We start from the raw sequence: 21,970 nt of genomic DNA on the forward strand, positions 1-21,970 counted from the left end.
AACCACCGCGAAGCGGCCCTGTCACGCCGACACACCGCAACGCAGCACCATCACCCTGACACTGAGCGCAAACCCGGCGACGAGCTCGGCGTGTCGGCCGGGGACACGCACGCTCGCGCCGAACCGGGGACACGCACGCTCGCGCCGAACGGGACGCACGCTCGGCTCAAAAGAGGGATGCTCGCAGGACGTCGCGTTGGCTGGCGAAAAAGGCTTGGGACACTTGTGCTTTCGGAGCTATCAGGTCGAAGCCGTGGAACGCGCCGACGATTTCCTCGACCTCGCATGGCACCCCGGCGGCACGCAGGCGCTGCGCGTAGGCCAAGTCCTCGTCGTAGAACAGGTCGTGTGTGCCAACCCCGATCCAGGCGGGGGCCAGCCCGCTCAGGTCGTCGCGGCGCGCCGGCACGGCGACCTGCGGGTCGGCGTCGCCGAGATAGGCGGCCCAGCCGAACCGATTGCTGTTGGGACTCCACAGCCGGTAGTTGGAGTTCTTCGGGCTATCGGCGCTGCGGTCATCGAGCATCGGGTAGGCCAGCACCTGCAGGCTGGGAGTGACCTCGCCGCGATCCCGCGCCAGCAGCGCCAGCGCCGCCGCCAACCCGCCCCCGGCGCTGGCCCCGCCGATCGCCACCCGCGCCGGATCTACCGTCGGCAGCCGGGCCAGCCAGGTCAACGCCGAATAGCAGTCCTCCAGCGGCGCCGGGTAGGGATGCTCGGGCGCCAGCCGGTAGTCCACCGAAGCGACCGTGATCCCCAGCTCGTCGCTGAACCGGTGGCACAGCCGGTCGTCTTGCCGCGCGCTGCCGATCACGTAGCCGCCGCCGTGGATCCACAGCAGCGCGGGCGCCTGCTGGGTGAGACCGGCCGGTCGGTACAGCCGTACACCCGCACCCGACTCGAGCGTGAGGACTTCGACGCCGTCGACGCCGCCACCGCGCACCAGCCCCGACAACGCACGGATCAGGTGCAACGTCCGCGGTGTGACCAGTGTTCGCGGCGCAACGCGGGCGATTCTGCGGAGGTCAGGGTGGAAATCGGTGCTCGGCATCGAATCAGTATGACGACGACGCGGCGGCGATCACCGTTTGGACCGACCCCCCGCGAGGTACGCTCCCGGGATGGTGCGCCCCGCGACCCGATATCCCGGTCCGACCATGGCTAGCCGCGCGAGATGGTTGCTGCGTGCCCGCCCCGCCGACTACATGCTGGCGCTGAGCGTGGCGACGACGTCGTTGCCCGTGGTGGGCCGGCATCTGGAGCCGCTGGGCGGTGCGACCGCGATGGGCGTCTGGGGCTGCCGGGTGCTACCGGAATTCCTCTCCACCACCGCCAAGGCGTGGCTGACTCCGGGCGTGGTGGAAATCCGCAAACGTGACCGCGACCAAACGCAGGCGGTGTCCGCAGCCGCGCTGCGCGGCATCGTCTCCGCGAAAGACCTCGACATCGAATGGCCCGAACCCGAACGCACCCCGCCGGTATGGCGGGCGCTGCGGCATCGACGCCACCTCTACCGCGCCGGGGTCCGGTACGGGGACCACCCGGCCCAGCTGCTCGACGTGTGGCGTCGCAAAGACTTGCCGGTCCGGCCGGCACCGGTGCTGATCTATGTGCCCGGCGGGGCCTGGGTGCACGGCAGCCGCGCCCTGCAGGGCTACGCGCTGATGTCGCATCTGGCCGAACTGGGCTGGGTATGCCTATCCATCGACTATCGGGTGGCGCCGCACCACCGCTGGCCCAGCCACATCACCGACGTCAAATCCGCGATCGCGTGGGCCCGCGCCAACGTCGACAAATTCGGCGGGGACCGCGATTTCGTTGCGGTGGCGGGGTCTTCGGCCGGTGGCCATCTGGCTGCGTTGGCCGGGCTGACCGGCAACGACCCGGAGTTGCAGGCCGAGTTGGCGTCCGGCTCGGACACCGCAGTCGACGCGGTGGTCGGGGTCTACGGCCGCTACGACTGGGAGGACCGCTCGACCGCCGAGCGGGTCCGGTTCGTCGATTTTCTGGAGCGGGTGGTGGTCAACCGGCGCATCGACCGCCATCCCGACGTGTTCCGCAAGGCCTCGCCGATCGCCCGGGTGCATCCGGATGCCCCGCCGTTCCTGGTGATTCATGGCAGCAATGACACGGTGATCCCGGTGGCGCAGGCGCGCAGCTTCGTCGAGCGGCTCCGATCGGTGTCCCGCTCGGCGGTCAGCTACGTGGAGCTGCCCGGCGCCGGACACGGCTTCGACCTGACCGACGGGGCCCGCACCGGCGCGATGGCCACCACCATCGGACTGTTCCTCAACCAAGTCCACCGCAACCATGCGCTGATCGGGGCCAAAGAGGTCATCTGAACACCGTCCGAATGTAAGGTCGCCTGCACAGGGAGGTGGGGCGGTGAAGAGGCTCAGCGGCTGGGACGCGGTGCTGCTGTACAGCGAGACACCGAATGTGCATATGCACACCCTCAAAGTCGCGGTGATCGAGCTGGACCCCGAACGTCGCGACTTCGATATCGACACGTTTCGCCGGGTCATTCACAGTCGGCTCTACAAGCTGGAACCGTTCTGCTACCAGCTCGTCGACATTCCGATGAAGTTCCATCACCCGATGTGGCGGGAAAGCTGCGAAGTCGACCTGACCTACCACATCCGCCCGTGGCGGCTGCCCGCGCCGGGCGGACGCCGTGAGCTCGACGAGGCGATCGGCGAGATCGCCAGCACCCCGCTGGACCGCAGCCGCCCGCTGTGGGAGATGTATTTCGTCGAGGGCCTGGCCGACGACCGCATCGCGGTGGTCGGCAAGATCCACCACGCGCTCGCCGACGGTGTCGCCGCGGCGAACCTGCTGGCTCGCGGCATGGATTTGGCGGCGGGTCCGCAGACCGGCCGCGGCCGGTTTACGCCCGACCCCGCACCCTCCAAGGGCGAACTGGTGCGATCGGCGTTCGGTGATCACCTGCGTCACCTTGGCCGGATCCCGGCGACCGTCCGCTACACCGCGGCGGGTGTCGGCCGGGTTCGCCGTAGTTCGCGCAAACTGTCACCGGAGTTGACGCGGCCGTTCACTCCGCCGCCGAGCTTCATGAACCACATGCTCACGCCGCAGCGCACATTCGCTACCGCCACCCTGGCGTTGTCCGACATCAAGGAGACCGGCAAGGCGCTCGGCGTCACGATCAACGACCTGGTGCTGGCCCTCTCCAGCGGGGCGTTACGCAAACTGTCGCTGCGCTATGACGGCAAGGCCGACCATCCGCTGCTGGCCTCGGTGCCGATGAGCTTCGACTTCTCCCCGGACCGGATCTCGGGGAACCGGTTCAGCGGTGTGCTGGTGGCGTTACCCGTCGACGTCGACGATCCACTGGAGCGGGTTCGGCTGTCCCACGATTTCGCGGTGTCTGCCAAGGAAAGCCACCAGCTCGTCGGTCCGGAACTGATCAGCCGGTGGGCGGCGTACTTCCCGCCGGCTCCCGCAGAGTCGCTTTTCCGGTGGCTGGCCGGCCGCGACGGGCAGAACAAGGTGCTCAACCTCAACATCTCCAACGTGCCCGGCCCGCGCGAACGTGGGCGCGTCGGCGGCGCGCTGGTCACCGAGATCTACTCGGTGGGCCCATTGACGGCCGGCAGCGGACTGAACATCACGGTGTGGAGCTATGTCGACCAGCTGAACATCTCGGTGCTCGCCGACGCCACCACCGTCGACGACCCACACGAGGTGACCGACGCCATGATCGAGGAGTTCGTCGAAATACGGCGGGCCGCAGGGCTTTCCGAGAAGCTCACGGTTGTCGAGATCGCGTTGGCGCAAGCCTGAGGCGCCGGCAACTAACTGAGTCGCTCCAGCAGATCGCGGCGGGCGATCTTGCCGGTACTGCTGCGCGGCAACTCCGAAAGCACGACGATCTCGCGCGGCACTTTGTAATTGGCCAGATTGTCGCGGACATGCTGTTTGAGGTTGTCGGGGGTGGCCGACCCCGCAACCACGACGAACGCCGCCAAGCGCTGTCCGTACTGCTCGTCGTCGACTCCGAGCACCGCGGCCTCGACGACATCGGGGTGGGCCATCAGCGTCTTCTCCACCTCGATGGGGTAGACGTTCTCGCCACCGGAGACGATCATCTCGTCGTCGCGCCCGACCACATAGAGCCGGCCGGCCTCGTCGAGTCGGCCGACATCACCGGATGCCATGAAGCCGTCGTGAAAGTCTTTCGTATTGCCGGAGGTATAGCCGTCGAACCGGTTGGTGTTACGCACAAAGATCTGGCCGACCTCGCCGGTGGGCACCGGACGGAATTCGCTGTCGAGAATGCGGATCTCGGTTCCCACGGCCGGCTTGCCCGCGGTATCGGGGGCGGCCCGCAGATCTTCGGGGGTGGCGGTGGCGATCATGCCCGCCTCGGTGGCGTTGTAGTTGTTGTAAATCACGTCGCCGAATTCGTCCATGAACCGGGTGACCACGTCGGCGCGCATCCGTGATCCCGACGCGGTGGCGAATCGCAGCGAGCGACCGCTGTAGCGGCGGCGCACCTCGTCGGGCAGATCCATGATCCGGTCGAACATCACCGGCACCACACACAAGCCGGTGGCCTGGTAGCGGTCGACGAGATCAAGCGTGGCCTCCGGGTCGAACTTGCGCCGGGTCACCACGGTGCAGCCCAGCGAGGCCGCGAACACCAACTGGGAAAAGCCCCAGGCGTGAAACATCGGCGCCACCACCACCGTCGTCTCCTCGGTGTGCCACGGCACCCGATCCAGGATCGCTTTGAGCTCGTTGGCCCCGCCGCCGGAGTGCTTGGCGCCCTTAGGGTTTCCGGTGGTCCCGGAGGTCAGCAGAATCAGCTTGCCCTTGCGCGACGGCCTGGTGGCGCGGCGGCCGGCGTGCGCGGCGATGAGCTTCTCAACGGTGAGGTCGTGCGGTTGCTCGGCCCAGGCGACGATGCGGACGGTATCGGGCCGGTCGACTAGTGCGCGGTCCACCGACTCGGTGAACTCTTCGTCGTAGATCACCGCGTCCACGCCCTCGCGGTCGACCACCTCGGCCAGCGCCGGCCCGGCAAACGAGGTGTTGAGCAGCAACACGTCGGCGCCGATCCGGTTGGCCGCCACCAACGCCTCGACGAAGCCGCGGTGGTTGCGGCACATGATCCCCACCACCGACGGCGTCCCGGCGGACAGCGCCTGCAAGGCCGCCGCCAACGCGTCGCCGCGGCGGTCGAGCTCGCGGTAGGTCAACGTGCCCAACTCGTCGATCAACGCCGCACGGTTGGGGCAGCGCTGCGCCGACATCGCGAATCCGCTTGTGACGGTAAGGCCTTCGCGGCGGACAGCGGCGGTGATCCGTAGATACTTATCGGGTCGCAGGGGTGCGATGATTCCTGCGCGAACCATGCTGGCCAACAGGCCGAACGGTGCCACCGGTACTAGCCGATGATCGGGAGGCGGCGCTCTTTGGCCAACTTGTCGAGCGCCTTTTGCATGACATGGCGGACGTGCGCGTCGATTTCGTCGACGTCGGGCTCCTCACCGAACTGGGCGGCGATCTGGATCGGCTCGAGCACCTGCATGACGATCTTGGTCGGCAGCGGCAGGTTGGGCGGCACCACTGCGGACAGCCCGAACGGGAAGCCCACCGAGATCGGCAGGATCTTCACTCGCATCAGCTTGTCCAAGCGCAGCGCCTTGGCCAGCCACGTGCCACGCGACAGGTACAGCTGGCTTTCTTGTCCGCCGACGGCCACCGCGGGAACGATCGGCACCCCGGCGTTGATTGCCGCGCGCACATAGCCGGTGCGCCCGTCGAAATCGATGGTGTTCTCCGACAGGGTGGGCCGGTAGACGTCGTAGTCACCGCCGGGGAACACCACCACCACTCCACCGGAGCGCAGCGCCTCGTCGGCGTTCTCGTGGTTGGCGCGGATGAAACCGGCCCGGATGAAGAAGTCGGCGGTGGGGCCGGTGAGTAACACGTCGTGGCTCAGCGTGTAGACCGGCCGGTCATAGCCGAACTTCTCGTAGAACCCGGTGGCGAAAACCGGAACATCCATCGGGAACAACCCACCCGAATGGTTGGACACCACCAGGGCGCCACCCGACGGGAAGGACTCCAGCCCGCGCACCTCCGCGCGGTGGTAGCCCTTGATGAGCGGCCGGAGCCATCCGATCACGCGTTCGGTGAGGCCGGGATCCCACTTCGATATTTCGGTTGGTTCGATATCGGTGGCGGTCAACGGTCCCCCTGGGATTTGTGCCGATTTGGCTGTGATGCTAGCCCAGCGCGTTCCGGCGGAAGTCACTCGGACAAGGTCGTTACGATCTCCTCGACAGATGTCACTGACATTCGAAGGAGCACACAGCGTCGTGAGCGAAGATGCCGGCAACACCGAACCCGAGGTTCTCGTCGAACAGCGCGACCGGATCCTGATCATCACGATCAACCGGCCCAAGGCCAAGAACGCGGTGAACGCCGCCGTCAGCAAAGGCCTGGCCGATGCGATGGACCGGCTCGACGACGACGCGGGTTTGTCGGTGGCGATCCTGACCGGTGCCGGCGGCTCCTTTTGCGCGGGCATGGATCTCAAGGCATTTGCGCGCGGTGAGAACGTCGTCGTCGAGGGCCGCGGGATGGGCTTCACCGAACGCCCGCCGACCAAGCCGTTGATCGCCGCCGTCGAGGGCTACGCGTTGGCCGGCGGCACCGAACTGGCGCTGGCCACCGACCTGATCGTCGCGTCCAAGGAGTCGGCGTTCGGTATCCCCGAAGTCAAACGCGGGTTGGTCGCCGGCGGCGGGGGACTGCTGCGGCTGCCGCACCGCATTCCGTCTGCCATCGCGATGGAGCTCGCCCTGACCGGCGACAACCTGTCCGCGGAACGCGCGCACGCACTGGGGCTGGTCAATGTGCTGGCCGAGCCCGGGACGGCGCTGGATGCGGCCATCGCGCTGGCCGAGAAGATCACCGCCAACGGCCCGCTGGCGGTGGCCGCCACCAAGCGGATCATCGTCGAGTCCCGCGGCTGGAGCCCGGAGACCATGTTCGGCGAGCAGCTGAAGATCTTGATGCCGGTGTTTGCCTCTAACGACGCCAAGGAAGGCGCGATCGCGTTCGCCGAGAAGCGCCCGCCGCGCTGGACGGGGACCTGAGTCGCAGCGGGTCGCCGCTAATGAACCTCTCGGCGTATTTCGCCCGCATCGGCTACACCGGGTCGACAGCCCCGACGCTGGAGACGTTGACCGGTGTGGTGGCCGGCCACACCCAACACATTCCGTTTGAGAACCTCGACCCGCTGCTGGGTGTGCCGGTGGCCGACCTGAGCCCGGCTGCGCTGACCGACAAGCTGGTGTCTCGCCGCCGCGGCGGGTACTGCTACGAGCACAACAACTTGATGCGCTACGCGCTCACCGATTTGGGGTTCGACGTCGACCGGCTGGCCGGCCGGGTGGTGTGGATGAATCCCGCCGGGCTGGATGGTCCACCGCACGCGGAGACCCATCAGGCGCTGGCGGTACGCATTCCCGGCGTCGACGAACCGTATCTGGTCGACGTCGGGTTCGGCGGGCAGACGCTGTCGTCGCCGATCCGGCTGGTCGTCGGGCCGGTCCAGCAGACCCGTCACGAGCCGTACCGGTTGCGCACCCACGGACGTGACTACGTCTTGGAGGCGCTGGTCCGGGCTGAGTGGCAGCCGCTGTACACCTTCGGCATCGATCCGCGTCCGCTGATCGATATGGAAGTCGGAAGCTGGTACGTGTCGACGCATCCGGCGTCAACCTTCGTCGTCGGGCTCAGCGCTGCGCTGGTCACCGACGACGCCCGATGGAATTTGCGTGGCCGCAACCTCGCCATCCACGCCGACGGGGCAACCGAGCGCATCCGGTTCGACGGCGCCGGACAGGTGCTCGACGCGCTGGCCAATCGGTTCGGCATCGACGTGTCCGGCCTCGCGGGTGTGGAGCGCCGGATCGCCGAGGTGCTCGACACTTAGCGGCAGCGCCCGTGACCGGGATAGTTGCATGATCTAAACTACAGCCGGCACTGCATGACACTTTTGACGGTCTTTGTAACGCGCTGACACCACAGAAAGTTCGACGATTGAGCATTTCGTTACTGCTCGAGATGGCTGTGTCGAGCAACCCCGACCGAACCGCCGTCGTCTCCGGTGACACCCGGTTGACGACTCAGCAGCTCAGCGATCTCGCCGACGGCGGCGCGGGTGTGATCGCCGGCTCGAACGCGCAGCATGTCGTCTACGTCGGCACCGGCGGCGCGATGCTGCCGCTGCTGATCTTCGCGTCGGCGCGCGCGGGTGTGGCGTTCACCTCGATCAACTACCGGCTTTCGACCGACGGCATTCAGACCCTGATCCGGCGGCTGCCCGACCCGCTCGTCGTCGTCGACGGCCGTTACCGGGAGATGGTCGGCGATACCGGCAAGCAGGTGATCGGCTCCGACGAGTTCGTGGCCAGCGCCGGCACCGCCGAACCTGCCGCGGAGTTCGCCGACCCAGACTCGACCGCGATCGTGCTGTTCACCTCGGGCACCACGTCGCAGCCCAAGGCCGTCGAGCTGTCACACAACAACCTGACCAGCTACATCACCGGAACCGTGGAGTTCGGGTCGGCTGAGCCGACCGATGCCGCGCTGATCTGTGTGCCGCCCTACCACATCGCCGGTGTCAGCGCGGCGCTGTCGAATCTGTATGCGGGCCGAACGATGGTGTACCTGCCCGTCTTCGACGCCGAGGAGTGGGTGCGGCTGATCAACGCCGAGCACGTCACCACGGCGACGGTGGTCCCGACCATGCTCGACCGGATCGTCACCGTGCTGGAAGGCGGCCGCCATGAGTTGCCGTCGCTGCGCAGTCTGGCCTACGGCGGCTCGAAGGTGGGCTTGCCGCTGGTGCGGCGGGCGCTGGAGCTGTTGCCCGACGTGGGGTTCGTCAACGCCTATGGCCTGACCGAGACGAGTTCGACGATCGCTGTGCTGACTCCGGAGGACCATCGCGCGGCGCAGTCGGCGTCGGATCCCGCCGTCGTCAAGCGCCTGGCTTCGGTGGGTCAGCCAGTGCCGAGCATCGAGGTGCAGATCCGCGACGAGAACGGCGCGGTGCTGCCGGCGGGGCAGACGGGTGAGTTGTTCGTCCGCGGCGAGCAGGTCTCGGGCCGCTACACCGGGATCGGCTCGGTGCTCGACGAGCAAGGCTGGTTCCCGACGCGCGACATCGCCACATTGGACGAGGGCGGCTACCTGTTCATCGGCGGGCGCAGCGACGACACGATCATTCGCGGCGGGGAGAACATCGCACCCGCCGAGTTGGAGGATGTGCTGATCGAGCACGCTCAGGTGCGTGATGTCGCGGTGGTCGGCGTCGACGATCCGCAGTGGGGCCAGGCGATCGTCGCGGTGGTGGTGCCCGCGGCGGGCGCCGAGCCGGATCCCGACGAGCTTCGCGAGCATGTCCGCAAGAGTCTGCGTGGTTCGCGCACGCCCGACCGCGTCGTGTTCCGCGACGAATTGCCTACCAATGCGACGGGCAAGGTGCTGCGTCGCGAGATCGTCGAATCCCTCAGAACCCTAGGAACATTAGGATCGAAATCATGATCAAGAACGGAACCCGTCTGGCCAGCCAGGTGTGCGACACGCAGGTAATCGTCGTCCGCAGCGCCGACAGTCTCGACGATCTGCGCTGTGGCGGTGCGCCGATGGTGGCGTTGGACGCGCAGCGTTCCGGCGAGCTGGACCCGGCGTTCGCCGACGGCAACGTGATGGGCAAGCGCTATGTGGACGAGACCGGCGCCGAGGTGCTGGTGACCAAGGCCGGTGCGGGGACGCTGGCGATCGGTCAGACCGCGCTGAGCCTCAAGGAAGCCAAGCCACTGCCGGCCAGCGACTAGCTTCTCTGCGCGAACAGACGCAAAAGCCCCCGACACGCCGGCGAAAAAGGGCCTTACGTTCCCCCGCAAGCGGGAGGTGCCCCCAGCTCTCGCTACTTGGGGACTCCGTTGCGACGGACGAATTCCCTTGCCTTGATCAGGAATTCAAGTTGAGTGTGGACCTCCCGCAGCGGCTCGGCGCTGCGCGTCGAGCGGCATAGCACCACCGCACCCTCCAGTGCGGCGATCGACATCGCCGCCAGCGAGGCCGCGTCCGACTCGGGAAAGCCGTCGGTCACGAAGGCCCGCGACAGGGCGGTACACCAACGGCCGAAAATCTGCCCGGCCTCGGCGGTCAATTGCGGTTCGTCGTCGGCCGAGCCGATCGCCGCCGCCACCACCGGGCAGCCGGCGTTGAAGTCGCTGTCCTCCAGCAACCTTTCCCAGAACTCGACGAAGTCGCGCAGCAGCGCCATCGCGCCCTTCTCGATGGAGTCATCGATAGTGGCCGTAATCGCGTCACCGGCGTAGCGCAGCGCTTCGGTCAGTATCTGGTTTCGGCCGTCGGGAAAGTGGTAGTAGACCGATCCCCGCGGGGCGCCGCTGCGGGTGAGTACCTCGTCGATGGTCACCCCGGCCGCGCCGCGTTCACGCATCACCTCGGCGGCGCTGACCAGCATCTTGGTGCGGGTTTTACCGCGTCTGGCACCGGTGGCCATGGGGGTCATCGTGAGGCTTATGCGGCGTGTGGGGACGGCGGCTGCGGGACCCGCCGGTGCAGGCTAGGCGGGTGAAGCCATACCGACCGCAGCGTTGTGCCACGCAAGTCAGGAATCTGGCGGGTGAACTGGTAGCCGGCGATATTGAGCTCGACGATCCACATGATCTTCTCCTGCCTCATGCACCGGCTCACCGGCCATGATTATGCCGGACAGCATATAACGGCAGAGTTCTTCGACACAAGCACGATAGGCGCTACACCCCGTGGGTTGGCGAAAAACTGCAGTACAACGAGTTCCGTTGGCATCCGGATTCTCGCTAGCGGCCGCAGCTAAATTATGCTGTATTGCATATTCCCTAGCGTTGCGGTGTACTTGGCCAATGGCTGTCACCCCGCTCCCAACCCTGGAGACCGTCTCGCTCGAACGCGACGGGCACGTGCTGCTGATCGGTCTGGACCGGCCCGACAAGCGCAACGCCTTCAACCGGACGATGCTGGCCGATTTGGCCCGCGCGTACGCGGTGCTGGAGTCCGACTCCGAAGTCCGCGCCGGCGTGCTGTTCGCGCACGGCGACCACTTCACCGGCGGACTGGATTTGGTCGATGTCGGGCCGGGCATCGCGAGCGGACAGAGCCCTTTCCCCGATGACGGTCGAGATCCCTTCCGCCTCGACGGCGCTTGGACCACGCCGCTGGTCGCCGTCGCGCAGGGATGGTGCATGACGTTGGGTATCGAATTGCTCCTCGCCGCCGATATCCGCATCGCTGCTGCCGGAACCAAATTCACCCAGCTTGAGGTGCAGCGGGGAATTTATCCGTTCGGTGGTGCGACGATCCGGCTGCCGCGCGAGGCCGGCTGGGGCAACGCCATGCGCTGGCTGCTCACTGGCGACCAGTTCGACGCCGCCGAGGCGCACCGCATCGGGTTGGTCCAAGAAGTGGCCGACGATGCGGCGGCCGCTTTGGCGCGGGCGCGCGAGATCGCGCACACGATCGCCGATCGCGCTGCACCGCTGGGTGTTCGGGCCACCCTGGCCTCAGCGCAGCGGGCCCGCAGAGAAGGCGAAGCCGCAGCCATCGAGCGACTGCGTCCGACGGTGGTGGAGCTGTTCGCCACCGCGGACGCCGCCGAAGGCGTGCAGTCCTTCGTCGAGCGGCGCGAGGCCCGCTTCCAGGGACAGTAGCGGCGTTCGGTTCGGCGCCGGCTTGACTACGGCGCCCATACCGCATGGACGACGGATCGGGGCCCGGTGGACTCTATGCAGGGCGCGGGACGGCGGCCAGTCGAGACTGGCCGATCCAGGTAGGCACCGCGCGACGCACCTGCGCCGGCGCGTCGATGGATACCGACCCGTCGAGCAGCGCACGCGACCACGACACATCGCCGCGCCAGATAAAGGTGAGAATCCGCAAGGTGCACGACACCGTCGCGGCGACGTCGTAGCCGGGATCGAAGTCGCATACATCGGCTCGTCCGTCGGCGACCACGAGCCACCACGACGACGACGCCTTCGGTGCCACGCTTGACAGGCGGAACGCCAGCACCGTCCGCTCGCGCGGCCACTTGTCGATCGGCACCGTGCGATGGATGTCCCACATCAGCAGATGCGGGTCGAGCTCTTCGTCGCCGATTTCCGGAATCCATCGCACACCCCAGGTGCCGATTGCCTGCACGACGTCTTGCAGCTCCTTGCCACATGGGGTCAGTGTGTACGACGCCCGCCCGTCGGCCTCGGAACGTTCGACGAGACCCGCGCGGGTCAAGGTCTGCAGCCGCTTGGACAGTAGGGCCGGCGACATCTTGGGCAAGCCGCGGCGCAAATCGTTGAAGTGCCTACTGCCCCCGAGTAATTCACGCACCACCAGCATCGTCCATCGCTCGTCGAGCAGCTCCATGGCTTTGGCGACGGGGCAGAACTGACCGTAGGACGGCATGTTGTGACGGTACATCCGGGGGGCGGCCGGTGGTACAGATTCAGAACCGCGACTGGTTCAGATTTGGGACTGGAATCGCCGGCCTGGTGAACGGACGATTCGTCATGTAGCAAAAGCTTCGGACGAGGAGATCACCGTGACTGCTGAGGTCGCCACCACCGCTGGCCGTGACTCGGCCGGCAAACATCGCGCAGTCTGGGCAACCGGCGACTATCGCAGAGTGGCCAGCGACTTGGTCGCGCCCCTTGGACACGCGCTGGTGCAAGCCAGCGGCATCGGACCCGGTGAGCGCGTGCTCGATGTGGCGGCGGGAACCGGCAACGCCTCAATTCCCGCTGCGGCGGCCGGGGCCCGCGTGGTCGCGAGCGATCTCACTCCTGAGTTGCTGAAAGTCGGACGCGCGGCGGCAGCCGAGAGCGGCGTCGACCTCGAATGGACGGAGGCCGATGCCGAGGCACTACCGTTCGACGACAACAGCTTTGACGCTGTGGTGTCGTGTATCGGCGTGATGTTCGCCCCGCATCATCAACGGGCTGCCGACGAACTGGTTCGCGTGTGCCGGCCCGGCGGAACGCTCGCGCTGATCAATTGGACTCCCGAGGGCTTCGTCGGTCAGATGTTCGCGACGATGAAGCCCTTTGCGCCGACGCCGCCACCCGGGGTACAGCCACCGCCGCTGTGGGGCAAGGAAGACCACGTCAGGCACCTGCTGGGCGAACGGGTAACCGATCTGGCCATGCAGCGACGCGCGCTGAACGTCGACCTGTTTGCCACCGGAGAGGCATTCCGCGACTTCTTCAAGTCCAACTATGGGCCGACGATCACCACGTATCGCAATATCGCGGCCGACCACGACCGCGTCGCCGCGCTCGATGCCGCGTTAGCCGAACTGGGGCAACGATTCCTGGCCGGATCATCGACGATGCGCTGGGAGTACCTGGTTATCACCGCGCGCAAGCGCTCGTGTGCGACGGGGGACGGCCCCCAGTTGCTCTCGTCGCGCGGCTAACTGTCGGAGGTATAACCCATCGGCATCAGCACACTCTTCTGCTGAGTGAAGTGCTCGACGCCTTCCGGCCCGTTTTCGCGCCCGATGCCGGAGTTCTTGTAGCCGCCGAACGGACAGCAGGGATCGAACGCATACCAGTTGATGGCGTAGGTCCCGGTGCGGATCTTCTCGGAGATCTCGATGCCGCGCGGCACATCGGCGGTCCACACGCTGCCGGCCAGCCCGTACACCGAGTCGTTGGCGATCTTGATCGCGTCTTCCTCGGTGTCGTAGGGAATGATGGAAAGCACCGGCCCGAAGATCTCCTCCTGGGCGATCGTCATCGTGTTGTCGACGTCGGCGAACACCGTGGGCTGCACGAAGAAGCCGGTGTCCAGGCCGTCGGGACGGCCGCCGCCACACACCAGGCGGGCGCCCTCCTCGATGCCCTTGGCGATATAGCCCTCGGCCCGGGCGCGCTGCTTCTCCGAGATCAGCGAACCGATCTGGGCGGCCGGGTCCGACGGCAGCCCCACCGGCAGCGCCTGTACGAAAGCGCTTACGGCATCGACGATTTCGTCGTATCGCGAGCGCGGAGCCAGGATGCGGGTCTGGGCCACACAGGCCTGACCGGTGTTCATGATCCCGGAGAACACCAACATTGGGATGGCCGAGGCGAGGTCGACATCATCGAGGACGATCGCCGCCGATTTCCCGCCGAGCTCCAACGTGCACGGCTTGAGCAGGTCGGCGGCGCGGCGACCGATCTCCTTGCCGACGCCCGAGCTGCCGGTGAACGTGAAGATGTCGACATCGCGGTTGGATGTCAGTGCCTGTCCGGTCTCGATTCCGCCCGGCACTATCGACAGCACCCCTTCGGGAAGGCCGGCATCGGCGAACACTTCAGCCAAAGCGTTTGCGCTCAATGGGGTTTCGGCGGCCGGCTTGAGCACCACCGTGCAGCCCGCCAGCAGCGCCGGGCCCAGCTTGTTGACGGCCAAAAACAGCGGCACGTTCCACGCGATGATCGCGCCCACGACGCCGACCGGCTCGCGGTGGACGATGCTTTGCCCGTATCCGCCGTTGCGGGTCTCTTTCCACTTGACCTGGTCGACGGCGGGGCCGGCGAAGAAATTCAGCGCCCCCATCGAGCTCATCCAGTGCATCGTCTCGATGGTCGTTGGCGGTTGCCCGGTCTCGTTCGCGAGGAGCTGGGTGAACAGGTCCTTGCGCTCCTCCATCAACGTGAGCGCCTTGGCGATCACGGCCGCGCGCTCCTTCGGCGGCGTGGTCGGCCAGGGGCCGCTGTCGAACGCCGCACGGGCTGCCGCCACCGCGGCATCGACATCGGCTGCTGCCGCCAGCGGCACCTTGCCGACGTATTCGCCGGTAGCCGGGCAGCGCACCTCGATGACGTCGGAGGTCGACGGTTCGGTCCATTTCCCGCCGATGAACAGCTTGTCGTATTCGGTCTTCTGGCTGTCGGTCATGGTCATGGCGTCACCCTACCCAGCGACGGGCAAAACGAGAACACGTTTCAATCAAGTGCCGTCGTCGGGGAGCGGCGGCCGCAGTACCAGGACCAAATTGCTCACCAAAAACTCGCGCAGCAGCGGGACCGATGTCAGCAACCAGGCCCATCGGGGGTGGTAGCGCGGGAATGCGGCCACCAGGGCGCCGGTGCTGACCGCCCAGTCCAGCCCGTCGGCCGCCGACACCGCAAACAACGACGACCCGTAGTCGTTCTTCGGCCGATGGCCGTGTTTGCGGGCGTAGCGCGCGGCGGCGCGGGCACCGCCGAGATAGTGGGCGAGGCCCGTCTCATGTCCGCCGAACGGGCCCAGCCACACCGTGTACGACAGGATCATCAGCCCACCGGGCCGGGTCACCCGCAGCATTTCGCCGCCCAACTGCCATGGCCGTCGAACGTGCTCGGCGACATTGGATGACAGGCAGATGTCCACCGAGTCATCGGCGAACGGCAGCGCCATGCCCGACGCGCGGACGAATGGGCCCGCCGCATGTGCACCCGTGGGCGCCGCCGCATGCATCTCGGCCGGATCCGGCTCGACCCCGATGTACCGGATCCCGGCGTCGGCAAATGCCGTCGCGAAATAGCCAGGGCCACCGCCAACGTCGAGCAGCGTGCAACCGGTCGGGTCGGTGTCATGAGTGCCGCGCCACAAATCGGCGACCATCTGCGCGGTATCGCTGGCCAGTGCCCCGTAGAACCGGTCGGGGTCGGACTGCTCGTAGCGGAACTCCGAGAACAGCCGCACCGAGCGAGACAGCGTCGCCCGGCGAGCGAACGCATCGGTGACCGCCATCGACCTCACCCTACGGTTAGGTAGGACCCGACCAATGTGAAGCCAGCTTCACGCTCGACGGCGAACGTGAAGCCAGCTTCACGCTCGTCGCCCGTTAGGCTGGTCCTAATGTCTGATCTGCGCGCGGTATTGCTGTTGTGCTGGCGCGACACCGGCCACCCGCAGGGCGGCGGCAGCGAAACCTATCTGCAGCGCCTCGGCGCCCAACTTGCGCAGTCCGGGATAGCCGTCACCCTGCGCACCGCCCGTTATCCCGGCGCGCCGCGGCACGAGGTGGTCGACGGGGTGCGGATCAACCGCGCTGGCGGCCGCTATTCGGTGTACGTGTGGGCGCTGCTGGCGATGGCCGCGGCCCGGTTGGGGCTGGGTCCGCTGCGACGGGTGCGACCCGACGTGGTCGTCGACACCCAGAACGGCCTGCCGTTTCTGGCCCGGCTGTTGTACGGCCGGCGAGTCGCGGTGTTGGTGCACCACTGCCACCGCGAGCAGTGGCCGGTGGCCGGCCCGGTGATCGGTCGGGTCGGTTGGTTCGTCGAGTCACGCTTGTCGCCGCGGCTGCACCGGCGCAACCAATACGTGACGGTCTCGCTGCCGTCGGCTCGCGATCTGGTTGCCCTTGGTGTGGCCAACGAGCGAATTGCCGTGGTGCGCAACGGCTTGGACGAGGCGCCGGCGCCCTCGCTGCGCGGTCCGCGGGCGGCTGCGCCGCGGGTGATCGTGTTGTCGCGACTGGTGCCACACAAGCAGATCGAGGACGCACTGGATGCTGTGGCTCTGCTGCGGCCGCGTATAGCCGGCTTACACCTCGACATCGTCGGCGGCGGGTGGTGGCAGCAGCGGTTGGTCGGCCATGCGGCGCGACTCGGCATCAGCGACGCGGTGACGTTCCATGGCCACGTCGACGACATCACCAAACATCATGTGATGCAGCAAGCTTGGGTTCATCTGTTGCCGTCACGCAAAGAAGGGTGGGGACTGGCCGTGGTCGAGGCAGCGCAGCACGCGGTGCCCACCATCGGCTATCGGTCCTCGGGTGGCCTGGCCGATTCGATCATCGACGGCGTTACCGGGGTCCTGGTCGACGACCGCACTGAACTGGTGAGCCGGCTCCAGCAACTTCTCGACGATCCGGTATTGCGCGATCAACTCGGCGCCAAGGCGCAGGCGCGCAGCACCGAATTCTCTTGGCGGCAAAGCGCTGACGCGATGCGCACCGTGCTCGAGTCGGTGCTGGCCGGAGACCGGATCAGCGGCGTGGTCTAACTCGAACGGCCTTGCCCGACGGTTCGGTCTGCTGCGATGCTTACCCAGTCACGTTCCGATCCGGGTCGCTAGGGAGGAGCCATCGTCGAGTCCTCGCTCACTTGGTTGCTTCAACCCCTTACTGTGCAGACCTTCCTTGACGAAATTTGGGCGGTCAAGCACCACCACGTCAAGCGATGCGCCACGGGCTATTTCGATCGGCTGCTGCCCGGCCCGTCGGCGGTCGACCAACTCTTGGAGCACGTGGCGCCCGAGCCGTCGGCGGTGCGTCTGGTGCGGGGCGGCGAGAGCAAAGATGCCGAGAGTTTCCGGCTCGCGGACGGCAGTCTCGATTCGGTCCGCGTCCGCGATGCTTTTGCGCAGGGCTACACGATCGTCCTGAATGGACTCGAGCAGTACGTGCGCGAGATTGCGGCGCTGTCGCACTCCATCGAGGTCGAGTTGAACTTCCCGACCCGGGTCAATGGCTACGTCACGCCACCCGAATCGACCGGCTTCGTCCCGCACTTCGACCCTCATGACGTCTTGGTCCTGCAGATGCAGGGATCCAAGATCTGGCGTCTGGCTGATGTCGCCGCGATCCCGCCGCATGAGATGCAGCGCCAGCAAGGGGCTGCCGAGGGGTTCTCGTTGCCGACCGAGTTGTGTTTGGAACCCGGAGACGTGCTCTATCTGCCGCGCGGCCACGTTCACGCGGCCCAGACACACTCGCAGCCATCGGTCCACTTGACCGTCGGGATCCACGCGCCCACCGTGCTCACGTTGATCACCCACGCCCTTCGAGCGTTGAGCTTGCGAGATGACCGGGCCCATACTCGCCTGCCACCAAGGCATCTCGATGACCCCTGCACACGCGCGAGCCTGAGCGCCCTGGTGCATGACATTGTCCGAACGATCGACGACCCGAGCGTCATCGCCGAGGGGCTGGGCACCATGGCCGAGGTCTTGGTTCGGCGCGGTCGATGCCCGCCCGTCGGGCAGGTCGCCGACACCGTCGGCGTCGACGAACAAACGCTGGTGGTGAAGCACCAACCGCTCTATTCGAGGGTGACCCGCGTTGACGCTGACGTGGTGCTGGAGTTTGCGCAGCTGTCGATCAACGCAGAGTCCGACCATGAAGCCGCGATGCTGTTCCTGTCGAGACGTACCGAGCCGTTTCGGGTAGGCGACTTACCTGGGCTGAGCCCAGTGCAGCAGACCAAGTTAGCCCGATCGCTGATCGCCACGGGATTTCTGAGCCGGCTCGCCGACAACTCCTAAGGACCGTCGGAAAGCCTGCTTCGCACCGACCCTCGTCGACGCCGGTGCTGCTTCCTCATGCCAGGACATTCACAGGCACATTTTGTTGACATTGCGGACGCACACGCGAAAAATCACCGCAGAAGAGGAGTTTCGCGATGGCGGTGTACGTCGTGTTCGATGGTCTGGCCGCAGGCACTGCCGCGGCGCCCCATGTGGTCGTGGGTGCTCGACGGTGACGGCGCCAATTTGGTTGGCCTCACCGCCGGAGGTGCACTCGGCGCTGTTGAGCAGTGGTCCCGGACCGGGTTCGCTGCTGGCCGCGGCGGCGGCGTGGAACTCGCTCAGCGCCGAATATGCCTCCGTGGCAGAGGAACTCGGCGCACTGCTGGCGGCGGTGCAGACCGGTGCCTGGCAAGGCCCCAGCGCGGAATCGTATGTGGCCGCGCATGTGCCCTACCTCGCATGGCTGATGCAGGCCAGCGCCGATAGCTCGGCGGCGGCCACCAGCCACGAGGTGGTTGCGACCGCTTATACCGCCGCACTGGCGGCCATGCCGACCCTGGCCGAGCTGGCGGCCAACCATGCCACGCACGCAGTGCTGGTGGCCACGAATTTCTTTGGGATCAACACGATTCCGATCGCCCTCAACGAAGCTGACTATGCGCGGATGTGGCTGCAGGCCGCCACCACGATGACGACTTACCAAGTGGCGGCCACCACCGCGGTGGCGTCGACACCGCAAACCACCCCGGCGCCCGAGATCCAGAAGACCAACGAGTCCGGCGGCGGAAACCAAGACGAAGGAAACCCACATCAACTGAGCTGGTGGACAACTCGGATACACGAAGTGATGACCAACCCGCAGGCCTGGTCCGAGGTTCCGCACTGGCTGGGCGAGGCTTACAACGCGTTCTTTCCGCAAGCGCCGCAATTGACCCAGAGCTCGTTCAGCCTGATCGCTCCCGCAATCTCCCCCGCCGGAGCGCTGACCGGCTTCCTGGGGCTGGCCGGGTTGGCCGGCCTGCCCCAACCCGAGGCGATCCCCGGCGTCGAGCCGGCACCGGTCGCCAGCGCGCCCAGCACGCCACCGGTCGCCGCAATGGCACCGGCACTGGCTGCGCCCGCCGCCGCCCCGGCGTCCGTCCCCGCACCCGCGCCCGCCGCAACCGCACCCGCGGTCGCCAGCACCGCTGCGCCGCTGGCGCCCGCCACCGGTGGCGAGGCCTTTGCCTACCCCTATGTGGTCGGTCCGCCCGGGATCGGCTTCGGCGCGGCGATGAGCGTCAGCGCCAGCGCCACCCGCACCGCGGCGGCGCCCGACACCGCCGCGGCGGCCACCGCTGCGACCACCCGGGAACTGGCGCGCCGTCGGCGCCAACGGGCGGGACTGATCGACCGCGGGCACCGCTTCGAATTCCTGGACGCGGACCCCGACGGATCGCCGGGCCCCGCGCAGCGGTTTGCCGCGGTGACGCCCTCAGATCAGGGCGCGGGACCACTGGGGTTCGCCGGCACCGCCGGCAAGACCGGCGCCCAGGCCGCGGGGCTGGCCGCGCTGGCCGCCGACCCATCCGGTAGCGGACCGACCATGCCGATGATGCCGAGCAGTTGGGGTGCCGACACCGGAACGGCAGAGGGGCCGAACACTACGTAAACGGCGCCGACTCTCAATGGTGAGGACCTGACCGTTAGGCGAGTGCCGTCCGTCGGAACCGGCGGGCATCCGTAGTGTCAGGGCAGACTTCCGGGCGAGTGTTAACAGCGAACATCTCACCTTCCTCAGTCGTCTTTGTCGGACCGCGCGGTCCGTCCGACCCGCCGACGCCATCCCGCAGCCGCCATCCCGACGGCCCCGACCCCCAGCATCGCCAGCCAAGCCAGATGCGCGATCAGCACCGCTGAGCGGCGGCCCGCAGGGGCGCCGGGAGCGTGGCCGCCGACGCTATACAACGCGAGGTCGTCGTCCTGGTAGACAATCGGCAACTGTCCGAAAACCCTTGCCGCCGCTCCCAATTCGCCGGGCGTCCGGCGTTCGACAACCAGCCACCGCACCCCCGCCCGGGCCAGCGCATCGGGGTCTGCTCCCGAGACCACTAGCTGCTCAACAACGCGGGCCCGGCGGCCTTCGCCCGGAACACTAATTCCGGAAATCGTCAGGTCACCGGTGGCCAGCACGTCGGCGCGCAACCAGCGCGGCAATGGATCCAGCACCGGTTGCGGACCCGACCACCCGAAGCGGCGCATGGTGCCGGTCGGCAACACCGCCACCGGCCCCGTGTCGTCGTTGATCGCTGCGGCCACCGCGCGCCACCCCGACGGGTAATGCACCGGTTCGACCTTGCCCCAACCGCCCCACGCCAGATCGGGCAGCACGCATATCAATGCCGCGCAACAGATCAGCGCCGTCGCCGCCGGGTGCGCCCACCGCCGTAACGTCTGCACCGCCCCCGCGCCGGCCAGCGCGTACCCGGGCATCGCCAGCGCTACCCATTTCTGCCCGTCGCGCACGACACCAAGGCCGGGCACCACGTCGACCACCACACGCAGCACGGCCAGCCCCGGGCCGGTGGCCAGGGCCGCCGGCACCAGCACCGCCACCGCCGCCACGACGATGAGCGGCACCGCCGCCCGGTGTCGCCGCAAAGCAGGTAGGCCAGTGACCACCACGCCGACCAGCACCACGGTGCTCAACACCGCGAAAAGCGTTGTGCGGGAAGCGGGCACCGCGTCGGCATTCCAGATTCCGCCCAGGCCGGCCAGGCTGCCCAGCGTGCCAAGTCCGGGCTCGGCACGCGCCGCGAACGCGGCGATCGCCGAATCCTGTTGCGCGGGCAGTGCGGAGCTCAGCGCCGAGGCCGTCAACCACGGCAGCGCCGCCACCACGGCAGCGCCCAGCGAGACGGCGGCACACCGCCAACGGGGGCGGCCGGCGCCGGGGGCAGCCACACAGACCAGCGCCACCGTCGCCGCCAGCATCAACCCGGTCGGCGTCAACCCGGCCAGCGCAATCCACCACACCAGCGCGAAATACCGCGACCACACCGGCGGGTCCTCCGACCGCAGCATCAGCATCGTCGTCGCGACCCAGGGCAGGCAGCCGTAGCCGACCAGCAGGCTCCAATGGCCCTGCAACATCCGTTCCGCGACATAGGGATTCCAGATCGCCAGCGTGATCGCGACGAACTGGCCGCTCGCCCCCGCCTCCGGTAATACCGCCGCGACCAGCCGGGCAGCGCCCCAACCTGCCAGCCACAGCGCGGCGATCAGCAGCGCCTTCACCACGATTCCGCCGTCGATTCCGTGTGAGGCCAGCGCCACCGCAAAATCTTGCGGCACTGCTCGGGGCGCGGACATCAGGCCGAGCGCGCTGTCGGACAGATAGGACCGCGGAGTGGAGACCGCATCACGCAGCAGCAGATAACCGGGGGCCAGTAGCGGCGCCGTCACCAACAGCGCCAGCGCCAGCGCGTACCCGGGGCGCGACCACTGCAGGACCCAGCGGCCTGTCCCGGTCACTCGCGTCGAGTCGATCAGGGGTGGTCGGGCGGACCTGTGGGGGGGAGTGGGCCCGAGCCGGTGCATTACCCGTCGGGGTGGCGCGCGGTGGCCGCAGCGATCAACGACGACACGGGGC

20 protein-coding genes are annotated in these 21,970 nt (G+C 67.4%); 11 read left to right on the forward strand and 9 right to left on the reverse strand.

Features of this window, described 5'->3' with window-relative positions; genetic code table 11:
* Window positions 1-166: 166 nt before the first annotated feature.
* Window positions 167-1,051, reverse strand: coding sequence for an alpha/beta hydrolase (locus A5707_RS00860; RefSeq protein ID WP_065012647.1), 885 nt, complete (start codon window positions 1,049-1,051; stop codon window positions 167-169).
* A 106-nt stretch (window positions 1,052-1,157) separates the two neighbouring features.
* On the opposite strand from A5707_RS00860, the gene A5707_RS00865 reads away from it, so the two are divergent.
* Both A5707_RS00865 and A5707_RS00870 read left to right on the forward strand, forming a co-directional pair.
* A complete protein-coding gene (locus A5707_RS00865) occupies window positions 1,158-2,342 on the forward strand; it encodes an alpha/beta hydrolase (protein WP_065012660.1) in 1,185 nt (394 codons plus the stop codon).
* 43 nt (window positions 2,343-2,385) lie between these two features.
* Window positions 2,386-3,804 (forward strand): WS/DGAT/MGAT family O-acyltransferase, encoded by a 1,419-nt coding sequence (locus A5707_RS00870; protein ID WP_065012648.1) that lies wholly within the window; start codon window positions 2,386-2,388, stop codon window positions 3,802-3,804.
* 11 nt (window positions 3,805-3,815) lie between these two features.
* Here the strand turns inward: A5707_RS00870 and fadD12 are convergent, their stop codons facing one another.
* Together fadD12 and A5707_RS00880 are read right to left on the reverse strand one after the other, a co-directional pair.
* Window positions 3,816-5,405, reverse strand: a complete 1,590-nt coding sequence (gene fadD12, locus A5707_RS00875) for an acyl-CoA ligase FadD12 (protein WP_269455126.1) — start codon at window positions 5,403-5,405, stop codon at window positions 3,816-3,818.
* Window positions 5,406-5,410: 5 nt separating this feature from the next.
* Window positions 5,411-6,217, reverse strand: coding sequence for a 1-acyl-sn-glycerol-3-phosphate acyltransferase (locus A5707_RS00880; protein ID WP_065012649.1), 807 nt, complete (start codon window positions 6,215-6,217; stop codon window positions 5,411-5,413).
* Between the two features lie 97 nt (window positions 6,218-6,314).
* Between A5707_RS00880 and A5707_RS00885 the strand changes: the two genes are divergently transcribed.
* The 4 genes from A5707_RS00885 (at window position 6,315) to A5707_RS00900 (ending at window position 9,881) form a co-directional block, all read left to right on the forward strand.
* Complete coding sequence (locus A5707_RS00885; RefSeq protein ID WP_156657412.1) at window positions 6,315-7,130, forward strand: crotonase/enoyl-CoA hydratase family protein; 816 nt, start codon at window positions 6,315-6,317, stop codon at window positions 7,128-7,130.
* A gap of 20 nt (window positions 7,131-7,150) precedes the next feature.
* Window positions 7,151-7,972, forward strand: a complete 822-nt coding sequence (locus A5707_RS00890; RefSeq protein ID WP_065012650.1) for an arylamine N-acetyltransferase family protein — start codon at window positions 7,151-7,153, stop codon at window positions 7,970-7,972.
* A gap of 107 nt (window positions 7,973-8,079) precedes the next feature.
* Window positions 8,080-9,588 carry a class I adenylate-forming enzyme family protein gene (locus tag A5707_RS00895; protein WP_065012651.1) on the forward strand — a complete coding sequence of 503 codons (1,509 nt, stop codon included), beginning with the start codon at window positions 8,080-8,082 and terminating at the stop codon, window positions 9,586-9,588.
* Window positions 9,585-9,881, forward strand: a complete 297-nt coding sequence (locus A5707_RS00900) for a hypothetical protein (protein ID WP_065012652.1) — start codon at window positions 9,585-9,587, stop codon at window positions 9,879-9,881. Before A5707_RS00895 ends, A5707_RS00900 begins: the two co-directional genes overlap by 4 nt.
* Before the next feature lie 92 nt (window positions 9,882-9,973).
* On the opposite strand, the gene A5707_RS00905 is transcribed toward A5707_RS00900, so the two are convergent.
* Window positions 9,974-10,588 carry a TetR/AcrR family transcriptional regulator gene (locus A5707_RS00905; protein ID WP_065012653.1) on the reverse strand — a complete coding sequence of 205 codons (615 nt, stop codon included), beginning with the start codon at window positions 10,586-10,588 and terminating at the stop codon, window positions 9,974-9,976.
* A gap of 8 nt (window positions 10,589-10,596) precedes the next feature.
* Window positions 10,597-10,761: a hypothetical protein gene (locus A5707_RS23630; protein ID WP_156657414.1), complete on the reverse strand. Its 165-nt coding sequence runs from the start codon at window positions 10,759-10,761 to the stop codon at window positions 10,597-10,599.
* 200 nt (window positions 10,762-10,961) lie between these two features.
* Between A5707_RS23630 and A5707_RS00910 the strand changes: the two genes are divergently transcribed.
* Complete coding sequence (locus A5707_RS00910; RefSeq protein ID WP_065012654.1) at window positions 10,962-11,765, forward strand: crotonase/enoyl-CoA hydratase family protein; 804 nt, start codon at window positions 10,962-10,964, stop codon at window positions 11,763-11,765.
* Between the two features lie 73 nt (window positions 11,766-11,838).
* Here A5707_RS00910 and A5707_RS00915 read toward each other — a convergent pair whose 3' ends face one another.
* Window positions 11,839-12,516, reverse strand: a complete 678-nt coding sequence (locus A5707_RS00915; RefSeq protein ID WP_065012663.1) for a winged helix-turn-helix transcriptional regulator — start codon at window positions 12,514-12,516, stop codon at window positions 11,839-11,841.
* A gap of 136 nt (window positions 12,517-12,652) precedes the next feature.
* Here A5707_RS00915 and A5707_RS00920 point away from each other — a divergent pair, with 136 nt between their 5' ends.
* Window positions 12,653-13,525, forward strand: a complete 873-nt coding sequence (locus A5707_RS00920; RefSeq protein ID WP_065012655.1) for a class I SAM-dependent methyltransferase — start codon at window positions 12,653-12,655, stop codon at window positions 13,523-13,525.
* On the opposite strand, the gene A5707_RS00925 is transcribed toward A5707_RS00920, so the two are convergent.
* Window positions 13,522-14,994, reverse strand: coding sequence for an aldehyde dehydrogenase (locus A5707_RS00925; protein ID WP_065012664.1), 1,473 nt, complete (start codon window positions 14,992-14,994; stop codon window positions 13,522-13,524). The two genes, A5707_RS00920 and A5707_RS00925, sit on opposite strands and share 4 nt — an antisense overlap.
* A 51-nt stretch (window positions 14,995-15,045) precedes the next feature.
* Complete coding sequence (locus tag A5707_RS00930) at window positions 15,046-15,831, reverse strand: class I SAM-dependent methyltransferase (RefSeq protein ID WP_065012656.1); 786 nt, start codon at window positions 15,829-15,831, stop codon at window positions 15,046-15,048.
* A 108-nt stretch (window positions 15,832-15,939) separates the two neighbouring features.
* Here A5707_RS00930 and A5707_RS00935 point away from each other — a divergent pair, with 108 nt between their 5' ends.
* From A5707_RS00935 to A5707_RS00945, 3 genes are all read left to right on the forward strand, one after another.
* The gene (locus A5707_RS00935; protein WP_065012657.1) at window positions 15,940-17,094 is read left to right on the forward strand and encodes a glycosyltransferase family 4 protein; all 1,155 of its coding nucleotides are present in this window, start codon (window positions 15,940-15,942) and stop codon (window positions 17,092-17,094) included.
* Between the two features lie 81 nt (window positions 17,095-17,175).
* The gene (locus A5707_RS00940; RefSeq protein ID WP_065012658.1) at window positions 17,176-18,354 is read left to right on the forward strand and encodes a cupin domain-containing protein; all 1,179 of its coding nucleotides are present in this window, start codon (window positions 17,176-17,178) and stop codon (window positions 18,352-18,354) included.
* Between the two features lie 214 nt (window positions 18,355-18,568).
* The gene (locus A5707_RS00945) at window positions 18,569-19,990 is read left to right on the forward strand and encodes a PPE domain-containing protein (protein ID WP_065012659.1); all 1,422 of its coding nucleotides are present in this window, start codon (window positions 18,569-18,571) and stop codon (window positions 19,988-19,990) included.
* Between the two features lie 125 nt (window positions 19,991-20,115).
* Here A5707_RS00945 and A5707_RS00950 read toward each other — a convergent pair whose 3' ends face one another.
* Entirely contained in the window at window positions 20,116-21,828 is a 1,713-nt protein-coding gene (locus tag A5707_RS00950; RefSeq protein WP_065012665.1) for a hypothetical protein, read from the reverse strand.
* Window positions 21,829-21,970 lie beyond the last annotated feature (142 nt).

It is taken from the genome of Mycobacterium kyorinense, from assembly GCF_001672775.1.
Taxonomy (GTDB): Bacteria; Actinomycetota; Actinomycetes; order Mycobacteriales; family Mycobacteriaceae; genus Mycobacterium; species Mycobacterium kyorinense_A.